General features: G+C 68.4%; 11 protein-coding genes and 5 tRNA genes. 3 read left to right on the top strand and 13 right to left on the bottom strand.

Annotated elements, in window-relative coordinates; genetic code table 11:
• Positions 1 to 37 precede the first annotated feature (37 nt).
• Positions 38 to 841: a glutamate racemase gene (murI, locus tag H8N03_RS08860; protein WP_187075806.1), complete on the top strand. Its 804-nt coding sequence runs from the start codon at positions 38 to 40 to the stop codon at positions 839 to 841.
• 68 nt (positions 842 to 909) lie between these two features.
• Here murI and H8N03_RS08855 read toward each other — a convergent pair whose 3' ends face one another.
• A complete protein-coding gene (locus H8N03_RS08855) occupies positions 910 to 2,217 on the bottom strand; it encodes an MFS transporter (RefSeq protein WP_187075805.1) in 1,308 nt (435 codons plus the stop codon).
• 108 nt (positions 2,218 to 2,325) lie between these two features.
• Between H8N03_RS08855 and H8N03_RS08850 the strand changes: the two genes are divergently transcribed.
• On the top strand, positions 2,326 to 3,723 hold the full coding sequence (locus H8N03_RS08850) for an AMP-binding protein (RefSeq protein WP_222622916.1): 1,398 nt from the start codon (positions 2,326 to 2,328) through the stop codon (positions 3,721 to 3,723).
• On the opposite strand, the gene H8N03_RS08845 is transcribed toward H8N03_RS08850, so the two are convergent.
• The 12 genes from H8N03_RS08845 to H8N03_RS08790 all read right to left on the bottom strand — a co-directional run bounded on the left by H8N03_RS08845 (position 3,720) and on the right by H8N03_RS08790 (position 15,779).
• Positions 3,720 to 4,349 carry a DUF6806 family protein gene (locus H8N03_RS08845; protein ID WP_187075804.1) on the bottom strand — a complete coding sequence of 210 codons (630 nt, stop codon included), beginning with the start codon at positions 4,347 to 4,349 and terminating at the stop codon, positions 3,720 to 3,722. The two genes, H8N03_RS08850 and H8N03_RS08845, sit on opposite strands and share 4 nt — an antisense overlap.
• 161 nt (positions 4,350 to 4,510) lie before the next feature.
• Positions 4,511 to 4,599: transfer RNA gene (locus H8N03_RS08840), tRNA-Leu, on the bottom strand.
• An 80-nt stretch (positions 4,600 to 4,679) separates the two neighbouring features.
• Positions 4,680 to 4,755 (bottom strand) — tRNA-Gly (locus H8N03_RS08835).
• A gap of 11 nt (positions 4,756 to 4,766) precedes the next feature.
• Positions 4,767 to 4,840 (bottom strand) — tRNA-Cys (locus tag H8N03_RS08830).
• Between the two features lie 48 nt (positions 4,841 to 4,888).
• Positions 4,889 to 4,964: transfer RNA gene (locus tag H8N03_RS08825), tRNA-Gly, on the bottom strand.
• Between the two features lie 57 nt (positions 4,965 to 5,021).
• Positions 5,022 to 7,436 carry an endopeptidase La gene (gene lon / locus H8N03_RS08820; protein WP_187075803.1) on the bottom strand — a complete coding sequence of 805 codons (2,415 nt, stop codon included), beginning with the start codon at positions 7,434 to 7,436 and terminating at the stop codon, positions 5,022 to 5,024.
• 166 nt (positions 7,437 to 7,602) lie between these two features.
• On the bottom strand, positions 7,603 to 8,868 hold the full coding sequence (clpX, locus tag H8N03_RS08815) for an ATP-dependent Clp protease ATP-binding subunit ClpX (protein ID WP_187075802.1): 1,266 nt from the start codon (positions 8,866 to 8,868) through the stop codon (positions 7,603 to 7,605).
• A gap of 143 nt (positions 8,869 to 9,011) precedes the next feature.
• Positions 9,012 to 9,620 carry an ATP-dependent Clp endopeptidase proteolytic subunit ClpP gene (gene clpP, locus H8N03_RS08810; protein WP_187075801.1) on the bottom strand — a complete coding sequence of 203 codons (609 nt, stop codon included), beginning with the start codon at positions 9,618 to 9,620 and terminating at the stop codon, positions 9,012 to 9,014.
• Between the two features lie 200 nt (positions 9,621 to 9,820).
• Positions 9,821 to 11,137, bottom strand: a complete 1,317-nt coding sequence (gene tig / locus H8N03_RS08805) for a trigger factor (RefSeq protein ID WP_187075800.1) — start codon at positions 11,135 to 11,137, stop codon at positions 9,821 to 9,823.
• Positions 11,138 to 11,163: 26 nt separating this feature from the next.
• Positions 11,164 to 11,250, bottom strand: a tRNA-Leu gene (locus H8N03_RS08800).
• A gap of 211 nt (positions 11,251 to 11,461) precedes the next feature.
• Positions 11,462 to 14,590, bottom strand: coding sequence for an efflux RND transporter permease subunit (locus H8N03_RS08795; RefSeq protein ID WP_187075799.1), 3,129 nt, complete (start codon positions 14,588 to 14,590; stop codon positions 11,462 to 11,464).
• Positions 14,591 to 14,597: 7 nt separating this feature from the next.
• On the bottom strand, positions 14,598 to 15,779 hold the full coding sequence (locus H8N03_RS08790) for an efflux RND transporter periplasmic adaptor subunit (RefSeq protein ID WP_187075798.1): 1,182 nt from the start codon (positions 15,777 to 15,779) through the stop codon (positions 14,598 to 14,600).
• Positions 15,780 to 15,888: 109 nt separating this feature from the next.
• Between H8N03_RS08790 and hpnC the strand changes: the two genes are divergently transcribed.
• Entirely contained in the window at positions 15,889 to 16,749 is an 861-nt protein-coding gene (hpnC, locus tag H8N03_RS08785) for a squalene synthase HpnC (RefSeq protein ID WP_187075797.1), read from the top strand.
• The last annotated feature ends 6 nt before the right edge of the window (positions 16,750 to 16,755 follow it).

Here is a 16,755-nt window from a genome sequence, read left to right as displayed (position 1 = left end):
CGCGGCGCTGCCGCGCCCGCCCGGTAGAGTTGCGGCCATGGATCACCCATCTGCGAGGGTCTTGCCGCCTTCGGCGGCGGACCGCGACCGTCCGATCGGGGTTTTCGACAGTGGGGTGGGGGGCCTCAGCATCCTCCGCGCCCTGCGCACCGAACTGCCGCAGGAAGATTTCGTCTACTTCTCCGATGCGGGGCACGCGCCCTACGGCGAGAAGGGCGAATCTTTCGTCTCCGACCGCTCCCTGGCCATCGCGGTGGACCTGCTGGAGCAGCACCGGATCAAGGGGCTCGTCGTGGCCTGCAATACGGCCACGGCGGCCGCGGTGCACCTGCTGCGCGCCAGGCACACGCACCTGCCCGTCGTCGGCGTCGAGCCGGCGGTGAAGCCCGCCGCGGCGCTGACGAAGACCGGGCATGTCGGCGTGTTCGCGACGCGCGGGACGCTGTCCAGCGCGAAGTTCCGGCGGCTGCTGGACTCGCTGCAGCACGAGGCGCAGTTCGTGCTGGTGCCGTGCGACGGGCTGGCGGCGGCGATCGAATCCGGCGACGACGCGCAGGTGCGGGCGCTCTGCGACCGCTACACGCGCGAGCTGGCGGCGCACGACGTGGACACGCTGGTCCTGGGGTGCACGCACTATCCCTTCGCGTCGGACGTGCTGCGCGAGCTGCTCGGGGAGAAGATCCAGCTGGTGGAGACGGGGCAGCCAGTGGCGCGGCAGACGCGGCGGCTGCTGGAGGAAAAAGGCTTGCTGAACCCGAACGGATCTGGCGCGGTGCGCTGGCAGACCACCGGTTCCACGGACGCGCTGCGGCAGGCTGCCGCTCGCTGGCTCTCGCTGTAGGCTGGGTTGCGCGAAGCGCACCCCAGCATCACGCGCCGAACGCTGGGGTGCGCTTCGCGCAACCCAGCCTACGGGGCCGACGGAGCCAACGCCGCTGCGCGCCCGCGCGCGACATCCACCTTCGTCAACAACCCCAACCCCACCGCGAACAACACCGCCGTCGACACGATCGCGATGCGCTGGTTGCCGCCCGTGGCCCAGGTGATCGCGCCATACGTCAGCGGGCCGATGATGCTGGAAAGCCGCGTCGCGAAGGACCACAGCCCGTAGAACTCCGCCAGCTGCGCCGGCGGCGCGAACACGCCGGCCAGAGCGCGGCCGGCGGACTGGCTCGACCCCATGCACGTGCCCGCGATCGCCGCGGCGACCCAGAACTGGCCTTTGGTGGCGGAGAGCGCCGCGACCACGCAGGTCACGATCCAGCCCACCAGCGTGCTCCCCAGCGCGATCTTGTGGCCCACGCGGTCCTGCAGGTAGCCCCAGGCGAAAGCGCCGCCCGCCGCCGCCAGGTTCAGCACGAAGACCAGCACCATGGTCTCCTGCGGCTGGAACCCCATCACCGTCTGCGCGTAGATCGCCGCGAGCGAGATGGCGACGGCGACGCCGCCCTGGTAGGCCACGATGCACCCGAGCAGCCACATGAAGTCGCGGTAGCGGCGCGCCTCGGCGAAGGTGCGCTTCAACTGCTGCAGCGAGGCGGCGAAACCTCCTTCACGCCCGGCTCGCGCGGCCGGCACGGCCCGTTCGCGCAACAGCCGGAAGGTGAAGAGGGACGCCGTCCCGTACAGGACGGCCGTGACCAGCATCGTGACCGGGACGAACTCCGCCGCCGGGATCTGTCGCCCCTGCGCCCAGACCACGTATGCGATGCAGATGCCCAGGGCCAACATGCCCCCGAAGTAGCCGAAGCTCCAGCCCCAGCCACTCACCTTGCCGAGCGACTCGGGGCGCGCGAGCTCCGGCAGGAAGGCCGCGGTCAGCGACTCGCCGTAGCTGTAGAAGATGTTGGAGACGATCACGAGCACCATGGCCAGCGCCACGGCCCCCGGCTTCGCGAAGGCGAGCGCCGCCGTGCTCAGGACGCAGCAGGCCGTGACGATGGCCAGCACGCGCTTCTTGGCGCCGCGCAGGTCAGCGTACGCGCCCAGCGTGGGCATGGTCAGCATGACCACCGCATACGAGATGCTCAGGGCTGCCGTCCACGCGAACGTGGCCCATTCGGCGTTGCCGGCGATGCCGCTCACGAAGTACGCGGCGAAGACCGCGGTGATGACGACGGTGGTGTAGCCGGAGTTGGCGAAGTCGTACATCGCCCAGCCGAACACCTCGCGCTTGCGTACGCCGGGGTTCAGCGCGTCCTGGGAAAACAGGGCCATGGCGGCGGATCATACCGACGGCCGAGCACGGGGCCGCCGCACACTTGATCTGGCGCAGATCGCCGCGGCGCGCACGCCGCAGCATGGAGGTCCACCCCTGGAGCCGCCATGAACGACACCGCCACCCCGCAGACGCTGGACACCATCCGCTTCGCCGAGGCGGCGACGCTGCCCGCGCTGTTCCGCACGCGCTGCGCGCGTTCGCCGGACGGCGAGGCCTACCGCGAGTACGACGCGAGCCGCCACGCATGGCGCGGCGTCACGTGGTCGCAGGTGCACGCGGAGGTGGAGCGCTGGCGTTCGGCCCTCGCGCGCGAAGGGCTCGCGCCCGGCGAACGCGTCGCGGTGATGCTGCGCAACAGCGTGCCGTGGGTCGCCTTCGACATGGCGGCCCAGGCCCTCGGCCTGGTGGTGGTGCCGCTCTATGCGACCGACAACGCGGAGAACATCGCGTACATCCTCGCGGACTGCGGCGCGCGCGTGCTGCTGCTCGGCGACGTCGAGCACTGGAACGCGCTCGTGCCGCTGCTGGACAAGCTGCCGGACCTGCAGCGCGCCCTGTGCGACGCCGCCCTGCCCGAGGACGCGGCGCCGGGCCGCCTGCGATCGCTGCGCACGTGGCTCCAGGACGCACCGCCCCTGCCGGCCTCTCCCGATCCGGACCCCGACGCGCTGGCCACCATCGTCTACACCTCCGGCACGACGGGGCGGCCGAAGGGCGTGATGCTGTCGCACCGGAACATCCTCTCCAACGTCGACGCGGTCCTCCAGACGGTGGAGGTCTACGAGGAGGACCTGTTCCTGTCCTTCCTGCCGCTGTCACACGCGCTGGAGCGCACCGTGGGCTACTACCTGCCGATGGTCACGGGCAGCACCGTCGCCTTCGCGCGCTCCGTGGTCGACCTGCCGGAGGACCTCGTCGCCGTGCGGCCCACCGCGCTCGTTTCGGTGCCCCGCATCTACGAGCGGCTGTACGCGAAGATCCAGCAGTCGCTCGAAGCGGGCGGCGCGCCCGCGCGCCAGCTGTTCGAATGGGCGGAGAGCCTGGGCTGGCGGCGCTTCGAGGCCGCGCAGCACCGCGGCGAGCCGCCCGGCGCGCTCGCGGAACTGATGTGGCCGGTGCTGCACAAGCTGGTGGCGGAGAAGCTGCTCGCGCGGCTGGGCGGGCGGCTTCCTCGCGGCCCTGGCCGTCCTCAATCGCGAAGTGTGGCGCGAGCTGGCCGCGCGCCTGCAACTGGACCCCGAAGCGGACGACGCCATCCACCGCCCCGAAGTGCGCGCCGAGGTGCTGCAGCGGCTGCAGGCGCGGCTGGCGCCCTTCCCCTCGTACGCGCGCGTGCGCGGCGTCTGGCTCACGCTGGAGGCCTGGACGGTGGACGAGCGCCTGATCACGCCCACGCTCAAGCTGCGGCGCCCGCAGCTCGAACAGCGCTTCGCGGACCGCATCCGCGAGATCTACGCGGGCACGGAACGGCCCGGCGCCCGCTAGGACCCTGCGTCGCCTAGTGCAGGTGGCGCGGACGGCGCCCGCCGCCGTGGCCGCCCCCGGAGCCGCCGCCGCTGCCGCGGGGGGGCTTGCCCAGCTCGAGCGAGCTCACGAGCTTGTCGAAGCGGTCGGAGAACAGCTTGTCGATCTCGCCGACGACGCCATCGAGCTCGTTGGCCTCGAAGTGGCGCTCCATGAGGTTCACCACGTCCTGCACGAGCAGGTCGCGCTGCACCTGCATGATCGCCGCCGGCGTGGGGCCGACGAAGAGCATCAGGAAGTCGTCGCGCGACTCCTCCTCCGGCGGGGCCTCCTCCTCGTCGAACTCGGCGTCGTAGAAGGTGACCTCGATGGCCGCGCCCTCCTCCGCCAGCTCGTTGAGCGACATGCACATCTCGTCGAGCTGCTGGCGGAAGTCGGTGTCGCCCGCGACCGTCCAGCACATGGTGAGCATGCGCTCCTGCGCGTCGAACTTGATGCCGGGCTCTTCCTCGTAGGCGCTCTCGGCGCCGTCGGCGAGCGACTTGGCGCCGGCGTACGTCCACAGGGGCTTCAGCGCCTCCTGCAGCTGGGCATAGGTCACCCCGGTGCGCAGCGGCACGTCGCCGTGCACATGGATCTCGAAGGGGGCGTCGTATTGGGACATGGTGCTCTCCGGCCCTATTTTGGACTCATCCGGCCGGTTTTCCAGTTCTGCTGGGGGTGTGGTGCCTCGAGCCGGAATCGAACCCCGCGCGCTTGCGCGCGTTCCTGTGTTCGCCCCCGGCGGGCCGGTTCGAGTCCGGCCGGCAGGTATTGTGATTGATCTGGTGCCTCGAGCCGGAATCGAACCGGCACGCCTTTTGAGGGGCCGCGGATTTTAAGTCCGCTGTGTCTACCGATTTCACCATCGAGGCGCCCTGCACGGACTGTACGGCATGGCCGCGACGGGCTCCGGAAACGAAGAAGGGAAGCACGGTGGCTTCCCTTCGGGGGTTGGAGCGGGAAACGAGACTCGAACTCGCGACCTCAACCTTGGCAAGGTTGCGCTCTACCAACTGAGCTATTCCCGCATCGACTTTCCTGGAGGCGCGTACCGGAGTCGAACCGATCTAAACGGATTTGCAATCCGCTGCATAACCGCTTTGCTAACGCGCCGACATCCAGATGCAAAGGGACGCCATGTAGCGTCCCTTTTGGAGAACCTGGAGCGGGAAACGAGGCTCGAACTCGCGACCTCAACCTTGGCAAGGTTGCGCTCTACCAACTGAGCTATTCCCGCGTCGAAGCCGCAAGTATACCGGAGTTTTTCAGGCCTCCTGACGGAGGCCTGAAAAACTCAATGCTGGATCGTGGCGGGCTTCGTGCCCTCCACCACCGGCACCGCGGGCTGCGGCTCGTCGTCCGGCAAGGCGGTCGGCTGGCGCTCCAGGGCGATCTCCAGCACCTTGTCGATCCACTTCACCGGCACGATCTCGAGGCCGCTCTTCACGTTCTCGGGGATGTCCTGCAGGTCCTTCGTGTTCTCCTCGGGGATCAGCACCGTCTTGATGCCGCCGCGCAGGGCCGCGAGCAGCTTCTCCTTCAGGCCGCCGATCGCCGTGACCTCGCCGCGCAGCGTGATCTCGCCGGTCATGGCGACGTCCGCGCGCACCGGGATCCCCGTGTACGCGGACACCATGGCCGTCGTCATCGCGATGCCCGCGGACGGGCCGTCCTTCGGCGTCGCGCCATCGGGCACGTGCACGTGGATGTCGCGCTTCTCGAACATCTCGTCCTTGATGCCCAGGGCACGCGAGCGGCTGCGCACCACGGTGCGCGCGGCTTCCACCGACTCCTTCATCACGTCGCCCAGCGAGCCGGTGCGCAGGATGTTGCCCTTGCCGGGCATCAGCGCGGCTTCGATCGTCAGCAGGTCGCCGCCGACTTCGGTCCACGCGAGGCCGACCACCTGGCCGACCTGGTTCTGCTGCTCCGCGCGCCCGTAGGTGAACTTGCGCACGCCGAGGAAGTCGTTGAGGTTCTCCGGCGTGACCTTCACCTGCGGCGTCATCTTCTTCAGCTGCAGGCCCTTCACGGTCTTGCGGCAGATCTTCGAGAGCTCGCGCTCCAGCGAACGCACGCCCGCTTCCCGCGTGTAGTAGCGGACCACGTCGCGCACCGCGTCCTCGGTGACCTCGAGCTCCTCGTCCTTCACGCCGTTGTTCTTCATCTGCTTGGGCAGCAGGTAGCGCATGGCGATGGCGGTCTTCTCGTCCTCGGTGTAGCCCGAGAGGCGGATGACTTCCATCCGGTCCAGCAACGGCGCCGGGATGTTCATCGAGTTCGACGTCGCCACGAACATCACGTCGGAGAGGTCGAAGTCGACCTCGACGTAGTGGTCGCTGAACGTGTGGTTCTGCTCGGGGTCCAGCACCTCCAGCAGCGCGGAGGCCGGGTCGCCGCGGAAGTCCTGTCCCAGCTTGTCGATCTCGTCGAGCAGGAACAGCGGGTTGCGCGTGCCGACCTTGGACAGCGACTGCAGCACCTTGCCCGGGAGCGCCCCGATGTAGGTGCGGCGGTGGCCGCGGATCTCGGCTTCGTCGCGCATGCCGCCCAGGGCCTGGCGCACGTACTTGCGGCCTGTGGCACGGGCGATGGACTGGCCCAGCGAGGTCTTGCCGACGCCCGGGGGGCCCACGAGGCACAGGATGGGCGCCTTGACCTTGTCGACGCGCTGCTGCACCGCGAGGTATTCGAGGATGCGGTCCTTGACCTTCTCGAGGCCGTAGTGGTCCTCGTTCAGCACTTCCTCCGCGAACGCGAGGTCGTGCTTCACCTTCGTGCGCTTGGCCCACGGCAGGCCGGTCAGCACGTCGATGTAGTTGCGCACCACCGTCGCCTCGGCCGACATCGGCGACATCAGCTTCAGCTTCTTCAGCTCCGCGTCCGCCTTCTTGCGGGCGTCCTTGGGCATCTTGGCGAGCTTGATCTTCTTCTCGATCTCCTCGATGTCGGCGCCTTCTTCGCCTTCGCCGAGTTCCTTCTGGATCGCCTTGACCTGCTCGTTCAGGTAGAAGTCGCGCTGGTTCTTCTCCATCTGCCGCTTCACGCGGCCGCGGATGCGCTTGTCGACGTTGAGGATCTCCACCTCGCGCTCGATCTGCTCGAACAGGTTCTCGAGGCGTTCCTTGACGTCGGCGAGGTCCAGCACGACCTGCTTGTTGTCCAGCTTCAGCGGCAGGTGCGCCGCGATCGTGTCCGCCAGGCGGCCCGGATCGTCGATGGAGGCGATCGAGGTCAGGATCTCCGGCGGGATCTTCTTGTTCAGCTTGACGTACTGGTCGAACTGCTGGAGCACCGCGCGGCGCAGCGCCTCGATCTCCGCGGACTTGCCGTCGGTGTCACCGGAATCCACGGGGATGACCGTGGCGGTGAAGTGCGCGTTGCCGTCGGTGATCTTGGCCACGCGGGCACGCTGCTGGCCCTCGACCAGCACCTTCACGGTGCCATCGGGCAGCTTCAGCATCTGCAGGATCGTCGAGACGCAGCCCACCTCGAACATGTCGGAGACCGAGGGCTCGTCCTTGGCAGCCGCTTTCTGGGCGACCAGCATGATGCGGCGTTCGGCCTCCATCGCGGCTTCCAGGGCCTTGATGCTCTTGGGACGGCCGACGAACAGCGGGATGACCATGTGGGGGAACACCACCACGTCCCGCAGGGGCAGGAGCGGCAGGTCCATGGGCTCGGAAGGCAGGTTTGTGGTTGCGGACATGGAATCCCTCAATGTGACCAGCCATAGATAGCCGGCAAAAGGACATTTTCAACCCGGCCGATCCCTTTCGGGGTCGGACCGGGCCGAATGTCATTAGAAAAAGAAGGGAGGACCGGAGGATCGGCTGGAACAGCCTGAGGGGAGAGGGGTTTCCGGTCCCGGGTCATCAGGCCTTCTTCGCCGCCTCTCGGTAGACGAGCAGCGGTGGCTTGTTTTCCTCGATGGTGGACTCGTCGACCACCACCTTCTCGACGTTGCTGATGTTCGGCAGCTCGAACATCGTGTCGATGAGCGATTGCTCCAGGATGGAGCGCAGGCCGCGGGCGCCGGTCTTGCGATTCAGCGCCTTGCGGGCAATCGCCTTCAGCGCGCTGGGGCGCACTTCCAGCTCCACGCCCTCCATCGACAGCAGCTTGCCGTACTGCTTGACCATCGCGTTCTTCGGCTCGGTGAGGATCTGCACCAGGGCGTCCTCGGTGAGCTCGGCGAGCGTCGCGACCACGGGCAGGCGGCCGACCAGCTCGGGGATGAGGCCGAACTTGATCAGGTCCTCGGGCTCCACCTCGCGGAACATGTCCGTGAGGCTGCGCTCCGCCTTGCTGCGCACGCGCGCCGAGAAGCCGATGCCCGACGCCTCGGTGCGCTGCTCGATCACCTTCTCCAGCCCCGCGAACGCGCCGCCGCAGATGAACAGGATGTTGGTCGTGTCGATCTGCAGGAAGTCCTGGTTCGGGTGCTTGCGCCCGCCCTGGGGCGGCACGCTGGCCATGGTGCCTTCGATCAGCTTCAGCAGCGCCTGCTGCACGCCCTCGCCCGACACGTCGCGGGTGATCGACGGGTTGTCCGACTTGCGCGAGATCTTGTCGATCTCGTCGATGTAGACGATGCCGCGCTGCGCCCGCTCCACCTCGTAGTTGCAGTTCTGCAGCAGCTTCTGGATGATGTTCTCGACGTCCTCGCCGACGTAGCCGGCTTCCGTCAGCGTGGTGGCGTCGGCCATCACGAAAGGCACGTCCAGCATGCGCGCGAGGGTCTGCGCGAGCAGCGTCTTGCCGGAGCCGGTGGGGCCGATCAGGAGGATGTTGCTCTTGGTGAGCTCCACCTCGTCCTTCTTGGCCTTGTCCTTGTGGCGCAGGCGCTTGTAGTGGTTGTAGACCGCGACGGACAGGGCGCGCTTGGCGGCCTCCTGCCCGATCACGTAGTTGTCCAGGTTGGCCTTGATCTCCGCGGGCGTCGGCAGGTCGCCGCGGGCCTCGCGCTGGTCGTCACCCGCCGGCAGTTCGTCCCGGATGATCTCGTTGCACAGGTCGATGCACTCGTCGCAGATGAAGACCGAAGGTCCCGCGATCAGCTTCTTGACCTCGTGCTGGCTCTTCCCGCAGAACGAGCAGTAAAGCGTTTTCTCGCTGGAGGAGCCTTTTCGGTCGGCCATGTGTTGCGTGCCTAGAGTTGCTGAATGATAAACAGAAAGGGACTAGGGGCTAGGGATTAGGGGCTAGGGGTGTTGTAAGACCCCGGCGCACGCCGGGTCCCCCCTAATCCCTAGTCCCTAGCCCCTAGTCCCTGCAAAGCGGCTTACGGCCGCTTCGCAATGACCTGGTCCACCAGGCCGTAGGCCCTCGCCTCTTCCGCCTCGAGGAAATAATCCCGATCGGTATCGCGCTCGATCTTCTCCAGGGGCTGGCCGGTGCGCTCCGCCAGGATCCGGTTCAGGACGCCCTTGGTCTTGAGGATGTCCCGGGCGTGGATCTCGATGTCCGTCGCCTGGCCCTGCATGCCGCCCAGGGGCTGGTGGATCATGATCTTGGAGTTGGGCAGCGCGAAGCGCTTGCCCTTCTCGCCCGCCGCCAGCAGGAAGGCCCCCATGGAGGCGGCCATGCCGGTGCACAGGGTGGACACCGACGGCTTGATGAAGTTCATCGTGTCGTAGATGGCCATGCCGGCGCTCACGCTGCCGCCGGGGGAGTTGATGTACAGGGAGATGTCCTTGTCCGGGTTCTCGGACTCCAGGAACAGCAGCTGGGCGACCACCAGGTTGGCCGTCTGGTCGTTCACCGGTCCGACGAGGAACACCACCCGCTCGCGCAGCAGGCGCGAGTAGATATCGTACGACCGCTCGCCGCGGCCGGACTGCTCGATGACCATGGGGATCAGGCCCAGGCCCTGGGTATCAAGTGCGCTCATGGGGGGAATTTCGCTCCGAAAGACTTGGCTGTACTTTAGCCTGAATGGAATTGGGGCCGGCGAGACCTTTCACAAGTCCCGCCGGCCCCTGTTGCTGGGGTCGCTGCGCGAACCCAGCCTACGTTCGGTGCGCACGCCGATCCTGGCGGCCCCGGTAGGCTGGGTTGCGCGAATGCGCACCCCAGCGCTCCCGCACGGCCTCAAGCCTGGTTCTGCCCCATCAGCTCGTCGAAGCCGACCTTCTTCTCGACCGTCTTCGCCTTGCCGAAGATGAAGTCCGTGACGTTGTTCTCGATCACGATCGCCTCGACCTCGGCCAGGCGGCGGTTGTCGCCGTAGTACCAGCGCACGACGTCGGCCGGACGCTCGTACGACGCGGCCAGATCCTCGATGTGCTGCTTGATCTGCTCCGGCTTGGCTTCCAGGCCGTTGGCGCGCACGAGCTCGGCGACCACCAGGCCCAGGCGCACGCGGCGCTCGGCTTGCGGGCGGACGATGTCCTCGGGGATCGGCAGCTTCTCGACGTCCTTGATGCCGCGCTGCTTCAGCTCGTTGCGCTGGCTCTCGATCAGGCGGTCGATCTCGTTCTGCACGATCGACTTCGGCAGGTCCAGCTCGGACTTGGCGACCAGCGCGTCCATCGCGGCCTGCTTGTTGCGGGCCAGCAGGCGGAACTTGACCTCGCGCTCCAGGTTCTTGCGGATGTCGGCGCGCAGCGCGTCGACGGTGCCGTCGGCGATGCCCAGCGACTTGGCGAAGGCCTCGTTCACTTCCGGCAGGTTGGCGGACTCGATCTTCTTCACGGTGACCATGAAGTCGGCGGTCTTGCCCGCGACGTCCTTGCCGTGGTAGTCGGCCGGGAAGGCCAGCGGGAAGGTCTTGCTCTCGCCGGCCTTCATGCCGCGCACGGAGTCGTCGAACTCCTTGAGCATCTGGCCTTCGCCCACCATGAACTGGAAGTCCTCGGCCTTGCCGCCGGCGAAGGTCTCGCCGTCGATCTTGCCCTCGAAGTCCACGGTCACGCGGTCACCGGCGTCCACGGTGCTGCCGGCGGCCTTCTGCGCGAAGGTGCGGCGCTGCTTGCGCAGGATGTCCAGGGTGCGGTCGATGGCCTCGTCCGTCACTTCGGTGCTGACCTTCTCGACCTCGGCTTCGGCCAGGTCGGAAATCTTGACTTCCGGGTACACCTCGAACACGGCGTCGAAGGCCAGCTCCCCCTCGGGCGCGCCTTCCTTCTCGGTGATCTTCGGCTGGCCGGCCACGCGCAGCTTGGCCTCGTTGGCGGCGGCGGCGAAGGCCTCGCCGACCTTGTCGTTCATCACCTCGTACTGCACCGAGTAGCCATAGCGCTGGGCCACGACCGACATCGGCACCTTGCCGGGGCGGAAGCCGTCCATCTTGACGGTGCGTGCCAGCTTCTTCAGGCGGGAATCGACTTCGGACTGGATGGCGGTGACGGGGAGCGTCAGCGTCATCTTGCGTTCCAGCTTGTCCAGGGTTTCTACGGTCACGGCCATGATGCTCTCGAGAGGGGTTAAACGCGTGGTGCGCGGGGTCGGACTCGAACCGACACGCCCGTGAAGGCGTCAGGACCTAAACCTGGTGCGTCTACCAATTTCGCCACCCGCGCAGGTCCTTCAAAGGGAAAAGCGGGCCCCCGGGGAAGAACCCGGCAGCCCGCTCGAATCCGGTCAGCCGAAGATTTTAACCGGAGTCAGGGAAGCGGACATCCGAACGCAGAGGACGCAGAGGATCCGCAGAGGACGCAGAGAAGCCCTTTCAGGGATTTCCTCTGCGACCTCTGCGTGACCTTTGCGACCTCTGCGTTCGGCTGTCCGCCTTCAGCTGCGCTTCACCCGGAACCAGGCCGCATACATGGCCGGCAAGGCCAGCAGCGTCAGCACGGTCGCAACGACCAGGCCGCCCATGATCGCCACCGCCATCGGGCCCCAGAAGACGGAGCGCGACAGCGGGATCATCGCCAGCACCGCGGCGGCGGCCGTCAGCACGATGGGCCGCAGCCGGCGCACCGCCGCCTCGACGATGGCGTCCCACGTCGGCACGCCCCGTGCCCGGTCCTGCTCGATCTGGTCGATCAGGATCACGGAATTGCGCTGGATCATCCCCATGAGCGCGATCACGCCCAGCAGCGCCACGAAGCCGAAGGGGCGGTCCAGCAGCAGCAGCGCGCCCGCCACGCCGGCGATCCCGAGCGGCCCGGTCAGGAACACCAGCATCGCGCGGCTGAAGCTCTGCAGTTGCAGCATCAGCAGCGTGAAGGTGATGAACAGCATGACGGGCACGCCCACGGCGATCGAGGACGAGCCCTTGCCGCTTTCCTCCACAGCACCGGCCACCTGGAGGCGGTAGCCCGCCGGCCAGGCGCGCTCCAGCTTGCGCAGCGCCGGCAGCAGCTCGTTGGTCACGGTCGCGCCCTGCAGGCCCTCGACCACGTCCGACTGCACGGTGATCGCGTAGCTGCGGCCCTCGCGCCACATCACGCCCGGCTCCCAGGAGAACACCGGCCTGGCGATCTGCGTCATCGGGATCGCCTTGCCCGACGCGGTGGGCAGGTAGGCGTTGCCGATGTCGGCGATGGCGTTGCGCTCGTCCAGCGGCTGGCGCAGCACGATGTCGATCAGCTTGTCGCCCTCGCGGTACTGGCCGATGGGCGTGCCGCTCAGCATCGTGCGGCTCGCCTGCGCGATGGACTGGCTGGTGACGCCGAGCGCGCGCGCCTTGTCCTGGTCGACCTCCATGCGCAGCGACTTCACGGACTCGTTCCAGTTGTCGTTCACGCCGCGGGTGTTGGGGCTCTGGCGCATGGCGGCCTTCACCTCGTCGGCGCGCTGGCGCAACTGCGCGGGGTCCGGGCCCAGCACGCGGAACTGCACCGGGTAGGCCACCGGCGGGCCGTTCGGCAGCAGCTTCACGCGGCCGCGCACCTCCGGGAACTCCTGCGCCAGCAGGGCGGGCAGCTGCGCGCGCAGCTTCTCGCGCGTGGCGAGGTCCTGCGGCCGGATGATCAGCTGCGCCACGTTCGGCTGCGGGAAGATCTGGTCCAGCGGCAGGTAGAAGCGCGGCACGCCGGAGCCGACCCAGCTGGTCACGTCCACCACGCCTGCCGTGTGCATGAGGCGCTGTTCCAGCCGCTTCGTGATGTCCTCGGTGGCCACGAAGGCCGTGCCTTCCGGCGACCAGATGTCCACCAGGATCTCGGGGCGGCTCGAGTCCGGGAAGAACTGCTGCTGCACCTTCGCCATGCCCAGCACGCCCAGCCCGAACAGCGCCACGGTGGCCGCGATCGTCTTCCAGCGGTGCTGCACGCACCAGTCCACGGTGGCACGGAAGCCGCGGTAGAAAGGCGTGTCGAAGTGCTCGTGGTGCTCCGCCGAGACGGGCTTGGCCTTCAGCAGCAGCGTGCCGAGGTAGGGCACGAAGAACACCGACACCAGCCAGCTCAGGACCAGCGCGATCACGGTGACGGCGAAGATCGCGAAGGTGTACTCGCCCACGGTGGAGCGCGCCATGCCGATCGGCAGGAAGCCGGCGGCGGTGATCAGGGTGCCCGTGAGCATCGGCATCGCGGTCACCTCGTAGGCGAAGGTGGCGGCGCGGACCTTGTCGTAGCCCTCCTCCATCTTCCGCACCATCATCTCCACGGCGATGATGGCGTCGTCGACCAGCAGGCCCAGCGCGATGATCAGCGAGCCCAGCGAGATCTTGTGCAGACCGATGCCCCAGTAGTGCATCGCGAGGAAGGTCACGGTGAGCACCAGCGGGATCGTGATCGCCACGACGAGGCCCGGCCGCGTGTCCACGTACCAGCGCCGCCAGAAGGGCAGCGCGGCGGCGCCGGGCCGCTTGTGCAGGCCCAGGCTGATGAAGCTCACGGCCAGGACGATCACGATGGCCTCGACCAGCGTGCGCACGAACTCGTTGACGGAGGAGGACACCGACTTCGGCTGGTCCTGCACCTGCACCAGGCGCACGCCCGCGGGGAGGTTGTCGTCGATGCGGCCGGTCGCGGCCTTCAGCGACTGGCCGAGACGGATGATGTCGCCGCCCTTGGCCATGGACACGCCGAGCGCGATGACTTCCCTGCCCTGGTGGCGCACCTTCACCTGCGGCGGGTCCACGTAGCCGCGCTTCACCTCCGCGATGTCGCCCAGGCGCAGCTGGTTGCCCGAGGCGCCGCGGATCGGCATCGCACGCAGCTGCTCCACCGCCTGGAACTGGCCGGCCACGCGCACCTGCAGCACCTCCAGCGGCGTCTGCAGCGCACCGGCCGACTCCACCGCGTTCTGCTGCCCGAGCTGCGCGAGCACCTGGTTCAGGTCCAGCCCCAGCTGCGACAGGCGCTTCTGCGAGATCTCGACGAACAGCTTCTCGTCCTGCACGCCGAACAGCTGCACCTTGGCCACGTCGGGCACGCGCAGCAGCTGCTGGCGCACGTCGTCGGCGAAGTCCTTGAGTTCCGCGTAGCTGTAGCCCGGGTCCGCCTCCAGCGCGTAGATCACGCCGTAGACGTCGCCGTATTCGTCGTTGAAGAAGGGACCCACCACGCCGGCCGGCAGCGTGCCGCGCATGTCGCCGACCTTCTTGCGCACCGTGTACCAGACGTTGGGGACTTCGCTGGCGCGCGAGGAGTCCTTGATCTGCAGCACGATCAGGGTCTCGCCCGGCTTCGCGTAGCTGCGGATGATGTCCGCGTACGGCACTTCCTGCAGCGTGCGCTCGATCCTGTCCGTCACCTGGTCGGCCACCTGCTGCGCGGTGGCGCCCGGCCAGTACACCTGGATCACCATCGCGCGGAAGGTGAAGGGGGGATCCTCGTCCTGCCCGAGCTGGAAGTAGGCGGCAACGCCCAGCACCAGCAGCACCACCATCAGGTAGCGGGTCAGCGCGGGGTGCTCGAGGGCCCAGCGCGAGAGGTTGAAGCGCTCGCGCTTGCCGGCGGTCTCGTCCATGGCGGGCTCAGCGCGTGGTGGGCAGCGTCGCGGCCTGCGCGGCGCCGGCGACCGGCTTGCGGGCGTCCTGCGTCGCGATCGCGGGAACGGCGGAAGTCTTCTCCTGCCACACCGTCACCTTCTGGCCGGGCGAGAGCACGTGCACGCCGGCCGTCACGATGGTCATGCCGGGCTGCAGGCCGGCGGCGATGACCGCGTCGTTGCCGTCGGCCGTGGCGACCTGCACGGGCTGCAGCTTCACCGTCATCGTCGTGCGATCGAGGACCCACACCGCGGAGCCCTGCCCCTCCTGGCGCAGCGCGCTCGTGGGGATCTTGATGACGACGGTGCCCGCGTGGCTCAGGGCCCGCGGGGCCACGGACATGGTGGCGCCCAGCGGCGGCTGCGCGGCCGGATCGAGCGCCACCTTCACGGCATAGGTCCGCGTGACGGGGTCGGCGCTGGCGGCGACTTCGCGGATGCGCCCAGCGACGGTGGTGGCGCTGGCCCACTGGCGTGCGGCGACGTCGGTGCCGGGACGCAGTGCCGCCACCTTGTCCTCGGGCACGGCGAACACCACGTCGCGCGGACCGTCCGCCGCGATGCGCACGACCGGCGTGCCGGCCGCCACGACCTGGCCCACTTCCGCTTCCACGGCGGTGATCACCCCGGAGACATCGGCCACCAGCGTGGTGTAGCGGGCCTGGTTGCCCTGCGATGCGAGCTGCGCCTGCGCCTGTTCGAGCTGCGCCTGGGCCGCCTTCAGCGTCGTCTCGCGCCGCTCCAGTTCGGCGCCGCTGATGAAGTTCTGTTCGCGCAGGGTCTGGTAGCGCTTGAAGTCGGCGGCGGCGAGGTCGCGGTTGGTCGTCGCCGCGGCGACCTGCGCGCGCGCGGCTTCGGCGGCGAGGCGATAGTCCTGCGGGTCGAGTTGCGCCAGCAGCGCGCCGGCCTGCACGTGCTGGCCGACCTCGGCCTGCCGCTGCGTGATCTTGCCGCCCACCCGGAAGCCGAGCCGCGACTCCACGCGCGCCCGCACGTCGCCGGAGAACTCGTTCTGCGACTGCATGGCCGACGCGCCGACGGTGATCACCTTCACGGCCCGCACCGGCTCCGGCGGCGCTTCGCCACGGGAGCAGCCGGCCAGCCAGGCCAGGGGCAGCAGGGCCAGCGCCCAGGCAAGGGCGCGGCGGGGTGGATGGGATGTGACCATGGCGGAATCCGTGAGCTCAGGCGCGCCGGGTGGGCTGGCGCAGCGCGTTAATGACTGACCGGTTAGTAATCTAGGAGTGGCCGCAGAGCTTGTCAAGCACAATCCCGGCGTGAGCTCCCGCCCCGACGACCGGCATCGCGCCGTCGACCACTACGAAAACTTCCCCGTTGCCTCCTGGCTCTGCCCTCCTCGGCTGCGGCAGCCGGTGGCGGCGATCTACTGGTTCGCCCGTACCGCCGACGATATCGCGGATGAGGGAATTGCAACAGAGGGTGAACGGCTGGCCGATCTGTTTACATACCGAAACCTTCTTCGAGCGTCTCTGGGGGGCAACGGTGTGCCGGCGGGGAGGTGGCCGCATGTCTTCGGGCCCTTGGGCCAAGCCATCGAAGGCTTCGGCCTGCCCGGGCAACCCATGTTCGATCTGCTCGACGCTTTCGAGCAGGACGTGCGGAAGACGGCGGCCGGGGCGGGGTACGCGGACCGGGCGGAGCTGCTGGACTACTGCCGGCGGTCGGCCAACCCGGTGGGGCGGCTGCTGTTGCACCTCTACGGCGTGTCGGATGCGCGGTCGCTCGCGCAGAGCGACGCGATCTGCAGTGCGCTGCAGCTGGTCAACTTCTGGCAGGACCTGGGGGTGGATCTCGCGCGCGGCCGGTACTACCTGCCGGCCGAGGATTGCCGGCGGCACGGCATCGATCCGGCGGACCCGGCCAGCTGGCCGGATCACCCCGCCGCGCCGGCGCTGGTCCGGGAGCTGTGCGACTGGGCCCGTGCCCTGATGCTCGAAGGCGCGCCGCTCGTGCACGCGGTGCCCGGGCGTGCCGGCTGGGAGCTGCGGCTGGTCGTGCAGGGCGGGCTGCGCATCCTGCGCCGCATCGAGGGCCTGGGGTACCGCACCTTCCGGCAGAGACCCAGGCTCGGCCCCGCCGACGTCCCGCCCATGCTGTGGCATGCGGCGCGGATGTGAAAATCC

It is taken from the genome of Ramlibacter cellulosilyticus, assembly GCF_014297465.1.
Classification (GTDB): Bacteria; Pseudomonadota; Gammaproteobacteria; order Burkholderiales; family Burkholderiaceae_C; genus Ramlibacter; species Ramlibacter cellulosilyticus.
The sequence above is the reverse complement of the archived record's forward strand: the minus strand, read 5'-3'. Positions and strand labels throughout refer to the sequence as shown.